Source organism: Kosakonia sacchari SP1 (assembly GCF_000300455.3).
GTDB classification, from domain to species: domain Bacteria; phylum Pseudomonadota; class Gammaproteobacteria; order Enterobacterales; family Enterobacteriaceae; genus Kosakonia; species Kosakonia sacchari.
In genome coordinates this window covers 3799108-3814687 of the sequence record NZ_CP007215.2, presented here as the reverse complement: position 1 = coordinate 3814687, position 15580 = coordinate 3799108, and the positions used below count along the sequence as shown (strand labels likewise).

15 protein-coding genes are annotated in these 15580 nt (G+C 54.8%); 9 read left to right on the top strand and 6 right to left on the bottom strand.

Translation table 11 applies throughout. The annotated features are described in order from the left end of the window. Positions 1 to 8: 8 nt before the first annotated feature. Positions 9 to 1385, bottom strand: coding sequence for an ethanolamine permease (eat, locus tag C813_RS41080; RefSeq protein WP_017458807.1), 1377 nt, complete (start codon positions 1383 to 1385; stop codon positions 9 to 11). A 37-nt stretch (positions 1386 to 1422) separates the two neighbouring features. Between eat and C813_RS47215 the strand changes: the two genes are divergently transcribed. Further along, entirely contained in the window at positions 1423 to 1701 is a 279-nt protein-coding gene (locus C813_RS47215; protein WP_040016493.1) for a hypothetical protein, read from the top strand. Between the two features lie 382 nt (positions 1702 to 2083). Here the strand turns inward: C813_RS47215 and C813_RS41075 are convergent, their stop codons facing one another. The 3 genes from C813_RS41075 to ampH all read right to left on the bottom strand — a co-directional run bounded on the left by C813_RS41075 (position 2084) and on the right by ampH (position 6200). Then, positions 2084 to 3808 (bottom strand): lysophospholipid acyltransferase family protein, encoded by a 1725-nt coding sequence (locus tag C813_RS41075; RefSeq protein ID WP_017458809.1) that lies wholly within the window; start codon positions 3806 to 3808, stop codon positions 2084 to 2086. 142 nt (positions 3809 to 3950) lie between these two features. After that, the gene (gene hemB / locus C813_RS41070; RefSeq protein ID WP_017458810.1) at positions 3951 to 4922 is read right to left on the bottom strand and encodes a porphobilinogen synthase; all 972 of its coding nucleotides are present in this window, start codon (positions 4920 to 4922) and stop codon (positions 3951 to 3953) included. Between the two features lie 120 nt (positions 4923 to 5042). Then, a complete protein-coding gene (ampH, locus tag C813_RS41065) occupies positions 5043 to 6200 on the bottom strand; it encodes a D-alanyl-D-alanine-carboxypeptidase/endopeptidase AmpH (RefSeq protein WP_017458811.1) in 1158 nt (385 codons plus the stop codon). 192 nt (positions 6201 to 6392) lie between these two features. On the opposite strand from ampH, the gene C813_RS41060 reads away from it, so the two are divergent. From C813_RS41060 to C813_RS41050, 3 genes are all read left to right on the top strand, one after another. Next, complete coding sequence (locus tag C813_RS41060) at positions 6393 to 6926, top strand: isochorismatase family protein (protein ID WP_017458812.1); 534 nt, start codon at positions 6393 to 6395, stop codon at positions 6924 to 6926. A gap of 137 nt (positions 6927 to 7063) precedes the next feature. Further along, positions 7064 to 8284, top strand: coding sequence for a peptide antibiotic transporter SbmA (gene sbmA, locus C813_RS41055; protein WP_017458813.1), 1221 nt, complete (start codon positions 7064 to 7066; stop codon positions 8282 to 8284). Positions 8285 to 8297: 13 nt separating this feature from the next. Beyond that, a complete protein-coding gene (locus C813_RS41050; protein WP_017458814.1) occupies positions 8298 to 9425 on the top strand; it encodes a DUF1615 domain-containing protein in 1128 nt (375 codons plus the stop codon). Here C813_RS41050 and C813_RS41045 read toward each other — a convergent pair. Beyond that, the gene (locus C813_RS41045) at positions 9422 to 9730 is read right to left on the bottom strand and encodes a DUF2755 family protein (RefSeq protein WP_017458815.1); all 309 of its coding nucleotides are present in this window, start codon (positions 9728 to 9730) and stop codon (positions 9422 to 9424) included. The genes C813_RS41050 and C813_RS41045 overlap by 4 nt on opposite strands. Positions 9731 to 9996: 266 nt before the next feature. Between C813_RS41045 and C813_RS41040 the strand changes: the two genes are divergently transcribed. Continuing rightward, positions 9997 to 10218 carry a DUF2754 domain-containing protein gene (locus tag C813_RS41040; protein ID WP_017458816.1) on the top strand — a complete coding sequence of 74 codons (222 nt, stop codon included), beginning with the start codon at positions 9997 to 9999 and terminating at the stop codon, positions 10216 to 10218. On the opposite strand, the gene ddlA is transcribed toward C813_RS41040, so the two are convergent. After that, positions 10219 to 11319, bottom strand: coding sequence for a D-alanine--D-alanine ligase (gene ddlA / locus C813_RS41035; RefSeq protein WP_017458817.1), 1101 nt, complete (start codon positions 11317 to 11319; stop codon positions 10219 to 10221). Positions 11320 to 11427: 108 nt separating this feature from the next. Between ddlA and C813_RS41030 the strand changes: the two genes are divergently transcribed. The 4 genes from C813_RS41030 to phoA all read left to right on the top strand — a co-directional run bounded on the left by C813_RS41030 (position 11428) and on the right by phoA (position 15511). Then, positions 11428 to 12111, top strand: a complete 684-nt coding sequence (locus C813_RS41030) for an extensin-like domain-containing protein (RefSeq protein WP_017458818.1) — start codon at positions 11428 to 11430, stop codon at positions 12109 to 12111. A gap of 169 nt (positions 12112 to 12280) precedes the next feature. Beyond that, positions 12281 to 13471: a multidrug efflux MFS transporter gene (locus tag C813_RS41025; protein ID WP_017458819.1), complete on the top strand. Its 1191-nt coding sequence runs from the start codon at positions 12281 to 12283 to the stop codon at positions 13469 to 13471. 261 nt (positions 13472 to 13732) lie between these two features. After that, positions 13733 to 13993, top strand: a complete 261-nt coding sequence (gene iraP, locus C813_RS41020) for an anti-adapter protein IraP (RefSeq protein ID WP_017458820.1) — start codon at positions 13733 to 13735, stop codon at positions 13991 to 13993. 87 nt (positions 13994 to 14080) lie between these two features. Continuing rightward, positions 14081 to 15511: an alkaline phosphatase gene (gene phoA, locus C813_RS41015; RefSeq protein ID WP_017458821.1), complete on the top strand. Its 1431-nt coding sequence runs from the start codon at positions 14081 to 14083 to the stop codon at positions 15509 to 15511. Positions 15512 to 15580 lie beyond the last annotated feature (69 nt).

Here is a 15580-nt window from a genome sequence, read left to right as displayed (position 1 = left end):
CCGTCTCCTCAGGAGAGCGCCCGCAGTTGCGGATCCATCTCGGCACGTTCACGCGCGTGCGCCGTTTTACGAAACCACATATAGCCGCCCAGCATCATCAGCGCGAAGATCAGAGCCAGCAGCGTGTTGTACCAGACCATCGCCACCAGGCAGAGTACCGCCATACCCAGCGCAAACGCGGGTGCGTACGGGAACAGTGGCGCTTTAAACGGGCGCTCAAGTTCCGGTTCGCTGCGGCGCAGCTTAAACAGCGCGGCCATTGAGGTGATATACATAACGATAGCCCCGAAAACGGACATCGTCACAATACAGGCGGTGAGCGGCATGCCGCTGATGGTGACCAGCGAGTCGGAGAAAATCGCCGCAATCCCGACCACGCCCCCGGCGAGGATCGCCAGATGCGGCGTGCGGGTTTTGCGGTTGAGGTTTGCCAGGCTTGCCGGCAGATAACCCGCGCGCGCCAGCGAATAGATCTGGCGAGAGTAACCCATAATGATGCCGTGGAACGATGCCACCAGACCAAACAAACCGAGCCACACCAGCATATGCAGCCAGCCACTGCTGTTGCCGACCACCATTTTCATCGCCTGCGGCAGCGGGTCGTTAATGTTCGACAGCGTGCGCCAGTCGCCGACGCCACCGGCAAAAATCATCACGCCAACTGCCAGCACGGTGAGAGTCAGAATACCGCCGCCGAGCGCACGCGGAATGGTGCGTTTCGGATCTTTGGCTTCTTCCGCTGCCATAGAAGCACCTTCAATGGCGAGGAAGAACCAGATGGCGAAGGGGATCGCCGCAAACATGCCCGGCAGCGCCAGGCTGCTGAAGCTCTCTGCGCCTGCCCAGCCGTTGGCGGTAAAGTTGCCCCACGAGAAACCCGGTGCCACCACGCCCATAAACACCAGCAACTCGAAAATGGCCAGCAGAGTGACAATCAGCTCAAACGTGGCGGCAATGCCGACACCGAGAATGTTCAGCGCCATAAAGATGAGGTACGCGCCGCAGGCCACCCATTTCGCATCCAGCGACGGGAACTGCACGTTCAGGTATGCGCCAATCGCCATCGCGATAGCCGGAGGCGCGAAAACGAACTCGATTAAGGTGGCAAAACCGGCAATAAACCCGCCCGTTGGCCCAAATGCGCGGTACGCGTAAGCAAAAGGGCCACCGGCATGAGGGATCGCGGTGGTCAGTTCGGTAAAACTAAAGATAAAGGCGCAGTACATCGCGGCAATTAACAGCGCGACAATCAAAAAGCCGAGCGTACCAGCCTGCGACCAGCCATAGCTCCAGCCAAAATACTCTCCTGAAATCACCAGCCCGACGGCAATGCCCCACAGACGGAAGCTGCCCAGTGTTCTTTTTAATGTTGTTTGTGTGCTCATGCTTTACTGCCTCGCCATTGAATACAGTTAGCAGTGAATGTGCAAAGGCGATGCCAGGAGATATATTCCTTGGTTAATTAAACAGTTAGATGATTATGGTTTTGAAATGCTGCATGGTTTGCACCGTGGCAGATCGGATTCTGGTGCAGGTTGCCCTGCAATGGTGAAACTGGCGAAAATGCTGCTTAAGGTGAAATTAATTGCCGATGGGTTAATAAAAAAAGGCGATAGCCTGATTTCTGGAAATGTTATAGGGAATAACTGGAAATTTAAATCCGACTATTCTTACCCCTTTTTTTGTCATATCGGGCTTTAATTAAAGTGACGGTGTGTTATTTAAATGGCGTAATTCACAATAACTTAACATGTTGATTTTACAGCGTGATTTATTTTGTTTTTTGTGAGGCGCAACACATATCATTATCGTAATAACCTGATGTTAAATCTAATCCGGAATAATGGGTTGACCTGAATTGTCTGGCACTTTAGTTTGACACAATCATTTTCAGCCAAACCCAGGATGATATTTAACAAAGGAGGATGTCATGGCCTGGCGACCCATTTTATATGTCATTTTTACCGACAACCCTCGTTTAAATAGCCGACGAGCACAGTTGCGGCTGGTGCATGGCTGACAGGATCCGTTAAAAAGCCGTCACGCATAACGCGACGGCTTTTGTATTTTGTACAGGCATACTTTATGCCGTTTCTGTTTCCGGCTGGGACAGATGCACAGCAATATAACGCTCGTAGCGGTTCGCTTTCAGGTGCGTTAAATCCACCAGCACCAGGCCATCCACGCAATTATTAAAATCCGGGTCGCAGCCGAAATCGATAAATTGCACGCCGCCAGGCTCACACAGTTCGGAATATTGTTTATATAGCGGCGGAATGCCGCAGCCCAGGTTTCCCAGCAGCGATTTCAGCCGTGTCAGATCTTCGGTGTAGTCATCGCCGGTAAACTGCGCCAGCACTTCCGGCATGCTGGCAGGCCACGGGCGGCGCGATGACGCCAGCGGCCAGGTTGCCGGGAACCACAGGCGATAGAACGCCACCAGCAGATCGCGCGCCGCAGGCGGCATCCCGCCGGAAATAGAGACTGGGCCAAACAGGTAGCGATACTGCGGATAACGCGCCAGATAGGCACCGATACCCGACCACAGATAATCCAGCCCGCGACGTCCCCAGTAGCGCGGCTGAATAAAGCTGCGCCCCAGTTCAATGCCGTGGCGCAGCACATCTGCCATGCGATCGTCGTAATGGAACAGGCTGTGGCTGTATAACCCTTCGACGCCGCGCGCCGCCATTTGCTGAGCGGTGGGCATAAAACGGTAAGCGCCGACAATTTCCAGATCGGCCTCATCCCACAAAATCAGATGCAGGTAATCGTCGTCATATTTATCCGTATCACGACGTTTACCGCTGCCTTCGCCCACGGCACGGAAGGCGATTTCACGCAGTCGCCCAAGCTCGCGCAGCAGCGGTGCATCTTCCTGCCCTTTACGCTGCCACAGATAGATGACCTTGCCATCAGCGGTGCGACCGAGGCACTCGGCGTTGTTAAGCTCCCGGCGCAGCGTAATGCGCGCTTCCGGACGTGCGATGGCACACTCAGTTTTGAAGGGGCCGGGCAATCCCTTGCCAAGACGCAGGACATGTTGGCGACACTTATCGGCCAGCTCGCGTGGTGCGAGCTGCGGCGTGTGCCAGCTGTCCCAGGGAATACGTTCACCGATTTTGATCGGCAGTGCGCTGTCGCGCCGGCGAAACATCTGCTGCATCAGCAGTATAAAGGGAAGCGTTTCAGAGACCATCGCGCTGGCGTAGAACAGGGCGCTGTTGCGTGCGTCAATCCACACCGGCAGTAACGGCGTGCGGAATTTACTGGCCAGCTTGATAAACCCGGCGTGCCAGCTTTTATCGCGAATGCCTTTGCGCGTCATGCGCGACACTTCCCCGGCCGGGAAGAAGATCAACACGCCGCCGCTTTGCAACTGGTTTTCCATTTGCTGCAATGAGGATTTACGCGTGCGACCGCCCATGTTATCCACCGGAATAAACAGGGAACTGAGCGGCTCAAGGTGCGTCAGCATGCGGTTGGTGACCACTTTCACATCGCGGCGTACGCGGGAAACGGCGTACAACAGCGCCAGCCCGTCGAGCGTGCCTGTCGGATGGTTGGAAATGATGACCAGCGGGCCATGTTCAGGGATTTGTTCGAGGCAGTGAGCGGGAACGGTGCAGCGGATTTGTAGATGTTCGAGTACTTGTTCCACCATATCCAGCCCCTTCAGGTGGGGGTGGAGCGCGGCGAACTGCTGAAACTCTTGCTCATAGAGCAGGCGTCTGAGCAGATTTTTTTGCCAGGGTGCTGGCCTGGCCTGTGGCCAGAGATCCTCAAGTACATTGTCGAGACTAAACATGGTGATTTCTCCTCCCGTCTTGCCGATGACAGTAAAGGGCGAAGATGACGCTTACATTTCATTACAATGAAGAAATGACAATTTAAAGACGGCAGGAGAATCAGAAGGAAAGGCAAAAAAAAGCGGGCCAGGCCCGCTTCGTTCAGAGGATGCCGCGTTCGGCGAGATCGAGGGCGAAATAGCTGAAAATCAAATCCGCGCCGGCGCGTTTAATCGCACCCAGGCTTTCCAGCACTACTTTGTCTTCATCAATTGCGCCTGCCTGAGCGGCAAACTTGATCATCGCGTATTCACCGCTCACCTGATAAGCGCCCAGCGGCAGTTCGGTGCGCTCGCGAATATCACGCAGGATATCGAGATAAGCGCCTGCCGGTTTCACCATCAGGCAGTCTGCGCCTTCAGCCTCATCAATAAGCGACTCGCGAATCGCTTCGCGGCGGTTCATCGGGTGCATCTGATAGGTTTTACGATCGCCTTTCAGCGCCGTGCCCGCGGCTTCGCGGAACGGACCGTAGAAGGATGAGGCGAATTTAGTCGAATAGGACATGATCGCGGTATCGGTAAAGCCCGCCGCATCCAGCGCACGGCGGATCGCCTGCACCTGACCATCCATCGCCGCCGATGGCGCGATGAAATCGGCGCCTGCCGCGGCGGCAATCACCGCTTGTTTACCGAGATTAATCAGCGTGGCGTCGTTATCCACGCCGTGATCGCACAGCACACCGCAGTGGCCGTGCGAGGTGTATTCGCAAAAACAGGTGTCGGACATCACCACCATTTCCGGCACTGTCTCTTTGCAAATGCGTGACATCCGCGCCACCAGGCCGTTTTCTTGCCAGGTATCGCTGCCAGTCTCATCGGTGTGATGCGAAATGCCAAAGGTCATCACTGAGCGGATCCCGGCGTTGGCGATGCGTTCGATCTCGCGCGCCAGATACTTTTCCGGAATGCGCATCACGCCCGGCATGGCGGCGATGGCTTTGTAATCGCCGAGCTCTTCTTCAACAAAGATCGGCAACACCAGGTCGTTTTTGCTCAGTGTTGTCTCTTCAAACATGGCGCGCAGCGCAGGCGATTTGCGCAGGCGGCGGGGACGAGTAATTAAATCGGTCATGGTATGCCTGATGTTTGTGGAACAGATGGCGGCATTGTAGCCGAAAAGGTGGCGGGCTGTTTTACCAAAATCGCTGTTAAAAGGGGAAGGCAGGCGGCAAACCGTCTGCCTTTTGCCGCATCAGGAGGCCGGAACCACCAGCGGTTTGTTGTTGCTCAGCTCGCTGACAAGGTCATTCGCGCCGTCGCTCATGCTGGTAAAGCGCGTCAGCGGGGAACGGGTCATCACCACAAAGACGCCGACGTTATGCTGCGGCACCATCGCTATATAGGTGATGAAACCGCCGCCGCCGCCAGTTTTCTGGATGATACCCGGGTGACCGTCTTTCGGAGCCATATAGACCCAGCCGAGGCCGAGTGCGTCGGCTTTGCCGGGGACATCCATGCCGATCACCTTAGTAAGCTGATTACGCGGGTAGATCAGCGTTTGCATACGGTCGGCCTGGCTGTTGCGGGTATAGAAATCGGACGAGAGGAACTGCTGCATCCAGCGCATCATATCGCCTGGCGTGGAGTAAACGCCGCCGCTGCCAATCGCTGCCAGTGTGTTGTCGCACGGGCTGGCCCCTTTTTCCGCCACCATCAGACGTTTGCACTGATCTGGCGACGGCGTAAAGGTGGTGTCTTTCATCCCCAGCGGGCGGGTTATCTGCTCTTCAAATAGCTGCGGATAGGGTTTTCCGGCCGCCTGAGAAAGCGCATCGGCCAGCAGGTCAAAGGCCAGGTTGGAGTAAGAGGCCTGCGCGCCCGGCGCGGTTTTTAACTTCGCGGTGGAAAGCCAGCTCCAGCGCTGCTCGCGCGTTGGCCAGACAAATACCGAGCGGTGCGCCGCGCCGCCAGGCTGCTCACGCGGCAGGGCGCTGGTGTGGGTCGCGAGGTTAACCAGCTTGATCGGCGTGCCTTCGAAGGTCGGTACGCGCGCGCCAGGTGGCGCATATTTGCTTAATGGATCGTCAAGACGCACCCGGCCCTGATCGAGCAGTTTCACCAGCATTTCGCTGGTCATCAGCTTGGAGAGCGACGCAATACGGATAACCGAATCCAGCTGCGGGCGAACATTGTTGCCTGGACGGGTTTCACCAAAGCTTCTGAACACGCGCTGGTTACCGTCGATGACCACCATTGCCATCCCGGTCGCACCGCTACCGTAATAGATGTGGTTGGCGTAACGATCGACAATGTCAGAGGCAAATACCGGATCGGGAGATTGTTGCGCCGCACGGGCGCTGGTCATACTCAGCGTGCAGAGCAACGCGGAGAAAAGCAGACAACGTTTCAACGAAGGGGATCCATATAAGAATGGGAACGATAGAGGATATTTATACTACCCGGCGATTCGATGCAAAGCACCAATAAGCGTGTTATTTCGCCCTAATACGTAACGATGGGTAAATATGAAATTTTTTGCCTATGACTTTGGAGTAAGGCGGCTGTGATAACCTCTTCCTTTCCCACACTCAGGAGTCAGGTAATGGCAAGTCAACGGGTAGTGATGGTGGTGGATATGCAAAACGGCGTGTTTGCCACAGAGCGTATTCAGCGTGAGCAATGCGTGGCGCGCATTAACCAACTAACCGCGGCAGCGGACACGGTGATTTTTATTCAACACGCCGAAGCGGGCGGGCTGGAAGAGGGGAGCGACGGGTTTGCTCTTTTGCCGGAACTGACGCAGCCGGCGAACGCCCTATATGTTACCAAAACCGCCTGTGATGCGTTTTATCACACCACGCTCGAAAGCGTGCTGCGTGAGCATGACATTCGCGCTTTTGTGATGTGCGGGTGCGCCACCGATTACTGCGTGGATACTACGCTTAAGAACGGCGCCAGCCGTGGTTACGCTATCACCGTCGCGCAAGATGCGCACACCACGGCGAATCGCCCGGCGGCGCAGGCCACGGTGTTAATCGATCACTATAACGAGGTGTGGCGCACGTTAACGGTGCCGGGCAACCCGGTGTTAGTGAAACCCGTCGAAACAATTCTTCACGAATGGCAAACGAACTAAGGCGTTAACCTCAGGTCAGATTTAACCAGACGGCGCCGCATTTCGCGGCGCTTTTTTTGTCGCGGCCCGTTCAGGGGCTTACCCACAGTGATGCACAGCATTTGTCGTAAATAATAAGAAGTGAGCAGGAGAGCATTATGTTTAAGTCCTTCTTTCCGAAACCGGCGTTGTTCTTTTTGTCGGTGTTCATCTGGACCGCGATTACCGTGGTTTTCTGGCAGGCCGGTGGTGAAGCGTGGTTGATGCGCCTCACCGGCGCGTCTGCGGATGTGCCGATTAGCGCCGCGCGTTTCTGGAGCCCAGGCTATCTTTTGTTTTATGCCTACTATCTGCTTTGTGTCGGCGTTTTTGCGCTGTTCTGGTTTACCCTCTCGCCACATCGCTGGCAGCGCTGGTCGATTCTCGGCACCGCGTTAATTATCTTCGTGACCTGGTTTTTGGTGGAAGTGAACGTCGCCATTAACGCCTGGTATCAGCCGTTTTACGATCTTATTCAGACCGCGCTCAGTGCGCCGAATAAAGTCAGCATAAGCCAGCTGTATAGCGAGATTGGCGTGTTTTTGTGGATCGCGCTGATTGCCGTAACGGTGGCGGTGCTCAATAACTTTTTCGTCAGCCACTATGTGTTCCGCTGGCGCACGGCGATGAACGAATACTATATGGCGCGCTGGGATCGTTTGCGCCATATCGAAGGCGCAGCGCAGCGCGTGCAGGAAGATACCATGCGTTTCGCCTCGACGCTTGAAGATATGGGCACCAGTTTTATTAACGCCATCATGACGTTGATCGCTTTTTTGCCGGTGCTGGTGGCCTTGTCGCCGCATGTGCAGGAGATACCGGTGGTCGGGCACATCCCTTATGGGCTGGTGATTGCCGCCGTAAGCTGGGCACTGCTCGGCACCGTGCTGCTGGCGTTTGTGGGCATCAAACTGCCAGGTCTGGCGTTTAAAAACCAGCGCGTGGAAGCGGCTTACCGTAAAGAGCTGGTCTACGGCGAAGATGATGCCGAGCGCGCCAGACCGCATACCGTTGCGGAGCTGTTCGCCGCCGTGCGCCGTAACTATTTCCGGCTCTATTTTCACTATATGTATTTCAATATCGCCCGTATCCTGTACATGCAGGTTGATGTGGTGGTTGGCCTGATTGTGCTGTTCCCGACGATTGCTGCCGGGGCTATCACTTTCGGTCTGATGCGCCAGATAACTAACGTGTTTGAGCAGGTGCGCAGTTCGTTCCAGTATTTGATCTCTTCCTGGACGACGCTGGTGGAGCTGATGTCTATCTATAAACGTTTACGCAGTTTTGAGCGTGAACTGGATGGGCAGGAGATCCAGCCTGTGCCCCATACTTTTGGTTAACACAAGGAACGTTATGGTTTACGTCCCCCGTTTTGGCTGGTTGCTGGCGACGTTGATTCTCGCCGGATGTAGTACGCAGGGCACGCTTTCGCAAAAAGAAGCCGAAGCTGAAAAAGAAAAAGCGCTGGAACAGCAGCAGAACAAGCCGATGGATGTCGCAAGCGTGGTGCGGCGAACCATCCCCGCCAGCATAAAAGATCGCGATGGCTGGGCGCAGGATCTGGCGACAACCTTTAGCAGCCAGAAGCTGTCGCCGACGCTGGAGAACATCTGCTCGGTACTGGCTGTAGCGCAGCAGGAATCCAATTATCAGTCTGATCCGGTGGTGCCGGGGCTGAATAAAATCGCCTGGAAAGAGATCGATAAGCGCGCCGAGCGGATGCATATCCCAACGATGCTGGTACATACCGCGCTGAAAATCCCATCGCCGAATGGTAAAAGCTACAGCGAACGGTTAGACAAAGTGCGCACGGAAAAAGAGCTTAGCGCTATTTTTGATGACTTCATTGGCATGGTGCCGATGGGGCAAAAACTGTTTGGTTCGCTTAACCCGGTGCGCACTGGCGGACCGATGCAGATTAGCGTCGCCTTTGCCGAGCAGCATACGGACGGTTATCCGTGGAAAATGGCAGGCACCGTGCGCCAGGAGGTCTTTAGCCGCCGCGGTGGATTATGGTTTGGCACTTATCATCTGCTCAATTATCCGGTCAATTACACCGCACCCATTTACCGTTTCGCCGATTTTAATGCCGGATTGTATGCCAGCCGCAACGCGGCATTTCAGAACGCCATCAGCAAAGCGACCGGCATGAAACTGGCGCTCGACGGCGATCTGATTTTGTACGGCAGCAGCGATGCCGGTACGACGGAATTAGCCGCGCGCAAACTGGGCGCTTCGCTTGGCATGAGCGATCGTGATATCCGTCGGCAGCTGGAACGCGGAGACAGCAACAAGCTGGAAGAGACCAAACTGTATCGCGAAGTGTATCGGCTGGCCGAGAAGAAAAGCGGCAAAACATTGCCGAGAGAGATACTGCCGGGGATCAAGCTGGAAAGCCCGAAGATCACGCGCAACCTGACAACAGCATGGTTTGCGAAGCGCGTCGACGATCGTCGGGCCGCCTGTATGGCGCAGAACTAGCGTGAATGGTGATGTCGCCAGCGTAAAATAAGGAAGATAACACCAAGCAGGGCGCTTCCCGCGAGGAAAGGCACAAGACCGAAAATCGTGCCGACGCCCATTCCCATTTCTACATGCGGGCGGGTGGTGTCCTGCACTTGCATCAGATGCTCGAACACGCCCGGTGCATGCACCAGCAGGTTCAGCAACTGCGCACCCGCCCAGAAGCAGAGTAGTACGAATACGGCGTAAGCAATATTACCCGGTCTGGAGGTGTCACGTTGTTTTGCGCCCTTAAAGGGTTTTGACATAGTAAAGTCAGCCATAAGACCTCCGGTACTCTTTACTTTTTAACGCTCGATTTAGTTGGCGCGTGGCCTCAACTGACGGTAATTTTGGCAGTTGTACCGCTTTGTCAACATCAGAATGGTGATAATTTCGCCCCGGGAATGATTCCAGTTGGATGATTTTTGCCGATGCTCACATTTCTGTAACGTTTTAATTACTTTGGTAACATTTCAGAATTTCCGCATACGCCACAGACGGTAAGCGGCGGTTGTGCGATGATGCCGTTTTGACTGCCGGAGTTGTCATGAAGCTGCCTGTAAAAATCCGCCGTGACTGGCACTATTACGCGTTTGCGATTGGGTTGATATTTATTCTGAATGGCGTGGTCGGGCTGCTGGGGTTTGAAGCCAAAGGCTGGCAAACCTATGCGGTGGGGCTGGTGACCTGGGTGATTGGTTTCTGGCTGGCCGGGTTAATTATCCGCCGCCGTCCGGAAGACGAGGAGACGGCGGATAAACCGCAGTGATTAATTGTTAACGGTAATTTTCAGCGCGCTGTTGACCTGATGGCGCGCAATGGCCAGCTCAATCAGGCGCGTGATTAACTCGCTATAACCAATGCCGCTCGCCTGCCACAGTTTCGGGTACATGCTGATATTGGTGAACCCTGGCAGCGTGTTGATCTCGTTGATGATCACCTCGTTTTCCGGCGTCAGGAACACATCTACGCGCGCCATGCCTTCACAACCCAGCGCCTGATAAGCCTGCACGGCAATGGTGCGGATTTTATCGTTGATTGCCGGATCAATGTCGGCGGGCACAACCACCTGAGCCCCGTTGTCATCGATGTATTTGGTGTCGTAGGCGTAAAACTCGCTGTTAAGCACGATTTCGCCACAGGTACTGGCTTGCGGCTCGTCATTGCCCAACACCGCGCATTCGATCTCACGGCCTTTGATGCCGGTTTCAACAACCACTTTTTTATCGAACTCAAACGCCAGGTTGACCGCAGCGTGGTACTGCGCTTCATTGGTCACCTTGCTGACCCCCACAGAGGACCCCTGGTTGGCGGGTTTAACAAACAGCGGCAAACCGAGTTGGGCTTGCACATTGCTGAAGCTAATCCGCTCACGATTGGCGCGTGTGAGCGTGATAAACGGGGCGATGGAAAGCCCGGCGTCGCGTAACAGGCGCTTGGTGACATCTTTATCCATGCAGGCCGCAGAGGCGAGTACGTCGGAACCGACAAACGGCAAGTTCGCCAGACGCAGCATGCCCTGCAATGAACCATCTTCGCCCAGCGTGCCATGAACAATCGGGAAGATCACATCGACATTTGGAAGCGGCGTGCTGTTTTCTGCCTGGATCAGTTGCTGCTGCTGGATCCCCGGCACCAGCGCCACGCTATTTTCCGAGGGGTTTAAGGCGATACGCGCCGGATCGCTGGCGTTTAGCAGGTAATTATTCGCATCGCTGACATGCCACTGCCCCTGTTTATCGATCCCCAGTAGCACCACGTCAAAGCGTGATTTATCCATGGCGTCGACGATATTTTTCGCCGACTGTAACGACACTTCATGTTCCGCTGATTTGCCGCCAAAGACGACCCCTACCCGCAGTTTTGCCATTTCTCCGATCACTCATACTGAATTCACAAAGCACATACCATAGCACGTCAAAACGCACGATTCGCGGCCTTCTGCCATAATGTTTTCTGGAAACCAGAAGGAGGCGACGTGAGCGGGAAAGGGCTGATTGTTTTGTGCATTCTTCTGGCGGTGATTTGGGTTGGCTACCGCGCGTTGCCGTCTTACTACAACCCGTTTGCGCCGTTGCAGCTTAGCGACCCACCCGGGCGCATTACGCAGTTCAAACTGCGCCGTTTGCCACCGCAAGCCTGTGCAGAATTATTGTCGCAGGCGAATCAGCAGCGGTTAATCTCCTCCGTCGCGGTTGCCGACAGCGCCGGAGATTGCCCATTAACTAATATCGTGCGGGTACGCGACTTTGGGGCGGTTAAACTGAGCAGCAGTTTTCTCGCCAGTTGCCCACTGGCGCTCAGTTCCGCGCTGTTTGTTGAGCAACAGGCGCGGCCACTCACCGAGCGCTTTATGGGCAGCCAGCTTACGCGTATCGATCATCTTGGCAGCTATGCGTGTCGCAATATCTACAATCGCGCCGATGCCAGGCGTAGCGAGCATGCCAGCGCAGAAGCGCTGGATCTCAGCGGTTTTCGGCTGGCGAATGGTCAGTCCGTGACGGTGCTCAAGGGCTGGCGGCAGGCGCGAACACAGCCGTGGCTGCGGGCAATGTTAAGCGCCAGTTGCGGCTATTACGGTAACGGCCTTGGGCCGGAGTACAACGCCGCTCACGCCAACCATTTTCATCTTGGCATGCGCGGCTTTGGCCTCTGTCGCTAAGCACAATCCACTGTGAATAATGGGGTTTTTCTTCCCGGTGGCGGCGTGAAACGCAAGCTGACAGATAAAATATCGAAATCGTCGTAACCGCATCTCTGGTGACTCATCGCTGGCGCATTCTTGTTAACCTGTGCGCTGTTTGTCGAAACCTCAATAATTACGCGTACTTATGGAATCCTGGAAGGTCAATCTCATTTCGGTCTGGTTCGGTTGCTTTTTCACCGGTCTCGCCATCAGCCAAATTCTGCCGTTCTTGCCGTTATATGTTGCGCAACTGGGCGTGACATCCCATGAAGCGCTGTCGATGTGGTCAGGCTTAACGTTCAGTATTACCTTTCTGGTTTCGGCGATTGTTTCGCCCATGTGGGGCAGTCTGGCGGATCGGAAAGGGCGCAAACTGATGCTGTTGCGCGCCTCGTTAGGGATGGCGATCGCGATCCTGTTACAGGCGTTTGCCACCAACGTGTGGCAACTGTTGATTCTGCGCGGTGTGATGGGGCTGACGTCTGGTTATATTCCGAATGCGATGGCGCTGGTGGCCTCGCAGGTGCCGCGCGAGCGCAGTGGCTGGGCGCTAAGTACGCTCTCCACGGCGCAGATAAGCGGCGTAATTGGCGGGCCGCTGATGGGCGGTTTTCTCGCTGATCATGTGGGGCTGCGCATGGTGTTCCTCATTACGGCGATATTGCTGATTGTGAGTTTCCTCGTCACGCTGTTTTTAATTAAAGAGGGCGTCAGGCCGACGGTGAAAAAGGGCGATCGTCTGAGCGGCAAAGCGGTGTTCTCTACCTTGCCGTACCCGGCGCTGGTCATCAGTTTGTTTATCACCACCATGGTGATTCAGTTGTGCAACGCCTCTATTGGCCCGATTCTGGCGCTGTTCATTCAATCGTTGTCACCGCACACCACCAACATTGCTTTTCTCAGCGGGCTTATCGCCGCTGTGCCCGGTGTCTCGGCGCTGATTTCCGCGCCGCGCCTCGGTAAACTGGGCGATCGCATTGGTACATCGCGCATTTTAATGGCAACCATGGCGGTGGCCGTGGTGCTATTTTTCGCCATGTCGTTTGTCACGTCGCCGCTCCAGCTTGGGATCTTGCGCTTTATGTTGGGCTTCGCGGATGGCGCGATGCTGCCCGCCGTGCAGACGCTGTTGCTGAAATATTCCAGCGATCAGGTCACCGGGCGTATTTTCGGTTACAACCAATCGTTTATGTATCTGGGTAATGTTGCCGGGCCGCTGATGGGAGCCACCGTATCCGCAATGGCGGGTTTCCGTTGGGTATTTGCCGCCACGGCTGTGGTGGTGTTTATTAATCTCTGGCAATTACTGTTGGCGTTTCGCCGGGTAAAACGCTAACGCAACAGGGCCGAAATAATATAACTCTGCTTCGGCCTTACTATCGTTTTTTCTTATGGAAATAAGCCAGGCGCTTGTTTTTATTTATCGCTAAGCCACTCAAAAAATTTGCCGTCGAAGCGGGAGAAACGTTTCGTTAACCCATTTTTTTAAATGGCTATTAAGCGTTGTGAGAAAATCCGCAAAAATAATACATGTATCTACTTTGCAACATCAAAACTCAATGCTAACGTCTTTGAAATCTCGTAAGGAAATAGCGCTATGAAAAATCTCATTGCAGAGTTATTGGTCAAGCTGGCAGAAAAAGAAGAAGAGTCGAAAGAGCTGGTCGCTCAGGTTGAAGCGCTGGAAATCGTGGTGACCGCGCTGCTGCGCCAGATGGCGACGACGGAACAACAGGCGTTAATTCAGAGTATCGAAGGCGCGCTGGAAGAAGCCCGGCCGGGAACGCACGTTACCCATCAGGACGCGGAGTTGCTGCAACAGTACGTAAAAAAGCTTTTAAGGCACCCGCGCAGTTAAACCTCTGACGCGCTGCCTGCACTGTCATATCACTGTCATCTGCGCTACCTATAGTCGCTCTGTTTTATTTTCTTTAAGTATTTGTACATGGAGAATATTAAAGTGAAACAGAGCGCATTATTTCTTGCATTATTACCTCTGATGTTTACCCCTGCTATTTATGCCGAAACGACCTCGGCACCGGTTCTTGATAATCGTGCCGCTCAGGGCGATATTTCCACGCCTGGCGGAGCCCGCCGTTTAAGTGGTGATCAAACCGCTGCGTTGCGTGATTCCCTCATTGATAAGCCCGCCAAAAATATTATTTTGCTGATTGGCGATGGCATGGGAGATTCCGAAATTACCGCCGCGCGAAATTATGCCGAAGGGGCTGGTGGATTCTTTAAAGGTATTGACGCATTGCCGCTGACCGGCCAGTACACGCACTATTCGCTGGACAAAAAAACCGGTAAACCGGATTACGTCACCGACTCCGCCGCGTCTGCCACGGCCTGGAGCACTGGCGTGAAAACCTATAACGGCGCACTCGGCGTCGACATTCACGATAAAGATCACACCACCATTCTGGAGATGGCCAAAGCCGCCGGTCTGGCAACGGGTAACGTTTCTACTGCGGAACTGCAAGATGCTACGCCCGCCGCGCTGGTTTCTCACGTTATCTCACGCCGCTGCTATGGCCCGATGGTGACCAGTGAGAAGTGTGCGCTCAACGCGCTGGAAAAAGGCGGTAAAGGTTCGATTACCGAACAACTGCTTAACGCCCGCGCGGATGTCACGCTGGGCGGTGGCGCGAAAACCTTTAGCGAAACCGCCACCGCCGGTGAGTGGAAAGGTAAAACGCTGCGCGAACAGGCGCAGGCGCGCGGTTACCAACTGGTTGGTGATGCCTCTACGCTTGCGGCGATCACCGAAGCGAACCAGGATAAACCGCTGCTGGGGCTGTTCTCCGACGGCAACATGCCGGTGCGCTGGGAAGGGCCAAAAGCCTCACTGCACGGCAATATTGATAAACCTGCCGTGACCTGTACGCCCAACGCGAAACGCACCGACAGCGTACCAACACTGGCTGCGATGACGGAAAAAGCCATTGATTTGCTCAGCAAAAATGAGAAGGGCTTCTTCCTGCAGGTAGAAGGCGCATCAATCGATAAACAGGATCACGCGGCGAACCCGTGCGGTCAGATCGGCGAAACGGTCGATCTCGACGAAGCCGTGCAGAAAGCTCTGGAATTTGCCAAAAAAGATGGCAATACGCTGGTGATCGTGACGGCGGATCATGCCCATGCCAGCCAGATCATTCCGGCAGATACCAAAGCGCCAGGCTTAAGCCAGGCACTGAATACCAAAGACGGCGCGGTAATGGCCATCACTTACGGCAACTCGGAAGAGGAGTCGATGGAACATACCGGAACGCAGGTTCGCATCGCGGCTTACGGCCCGCATGCGGGCAACGTGGTGGGGCTGACGGATCAGACCGATCTGTTCTACACCATGAAAGCAGCGCTGAATCTGAAGTAACAGCCTCCCGGCGGTAAATCTTTGCTGCCGGGTGGTTTTTTCACCAATTAGTACCATCCTTAAAAGGCA

What these genes read in the sequence shown, in the direction of transcription:
- C813_RS41060 (WP_017458812.1), top strand. Translation starts at nt 6,393, where the DNA reads ATGGCAAGTCAACGGGTAGTGATGGTGGTGGATATGCAAAACGGCGTG.
- ddlA (WP_017458817.1), bottom strand. Translation starts at nt 11,319, where the DNA reads ATGGCAAAACTGCGGGTAGGGGTCGTCTTTGGCGGCAAATCAGCGGAA.
- C813_RS41025 (WP_017458819.1), top strand. Translation starts at nt 12,281, where the DNA reads ATGGAATCCTGGAAGGTCAATCTCATTTCGGTCTGGTTCGGTTGCTTT.
- C813_RS41040 (WP_017458816.1), top strand. Translation starts at nt 9,997, where the DNA reads ATGAAGCTGCCTGTAAAAATCCGCCGTGACTGGCACTATTACGCGTTT.
- eat (WP_017458807.1), bottom strand. Translation starts at nt 1,385, where the DNA reads ATGAGCACACAAACAACATTAAAAAGAACACTGGGCAGCTTCCGTCTG.
- C813_RS47215 (WP_040016493.1), top strand. Translation starts at nt 1,423, where the DNA reads ATGTGCAAAGGCGATGCCAGGAGATATATTCCTTGGTTAATTAAACAG.
- iraP (WP_017458820.1), top strand. Translation starts at nt 13,733, where the DNA reads ATGAAAAATCTCATTGCAGAGTTATTGGTCAAGCTGGCAGAAAAAGAA.
- C813_RS41045 (WP_017458815.1), bottom strand. Translation starts at nt 9,730, where the DNA reads ATGGCTGACTTTACTATGTCAAAACCCTTTAAGGGCGCAAAACAACGT.
- C813_RS41075 (WP_017458809.1), bottom strand. Translation starts at nt 3,808, where the DNA reads ATGTTTAGTCTCGACAATGTACTTGAGGATCTCTGGCCACAGGCCAGG.
- phoA (WP_017458821.1), top strand. Translation starts at nt 14,081, where the DNA reads ATGGAGAATATTAAAGTGAAACAGAGCGCATTATTTCTTGCATTATTA.
- C813_RS41050 (WP_017458814.1), top strand. Translation starts at nt 8,298, where the DNA reads ATGGTTTACGTCCCCCGTTTTGGCTGGTTGCTGGCGACGTTGATTCTC.
- hemB (WP_017458810.1), bottom strand. Translation starts at nt 4,922, where the DNA reads ATGACCGATTTAATTACTCGTCCCCGCCGCCTGCGCAAATCGCCTGCG.
- sbmA (WP_017458813.1), top strand. Translation starts at nt 7,064, where the DNA reads ATGTTTAAGTCCTTCTTTCCGAAACCGGCGTTGTTCTTTTTGTCGGTG.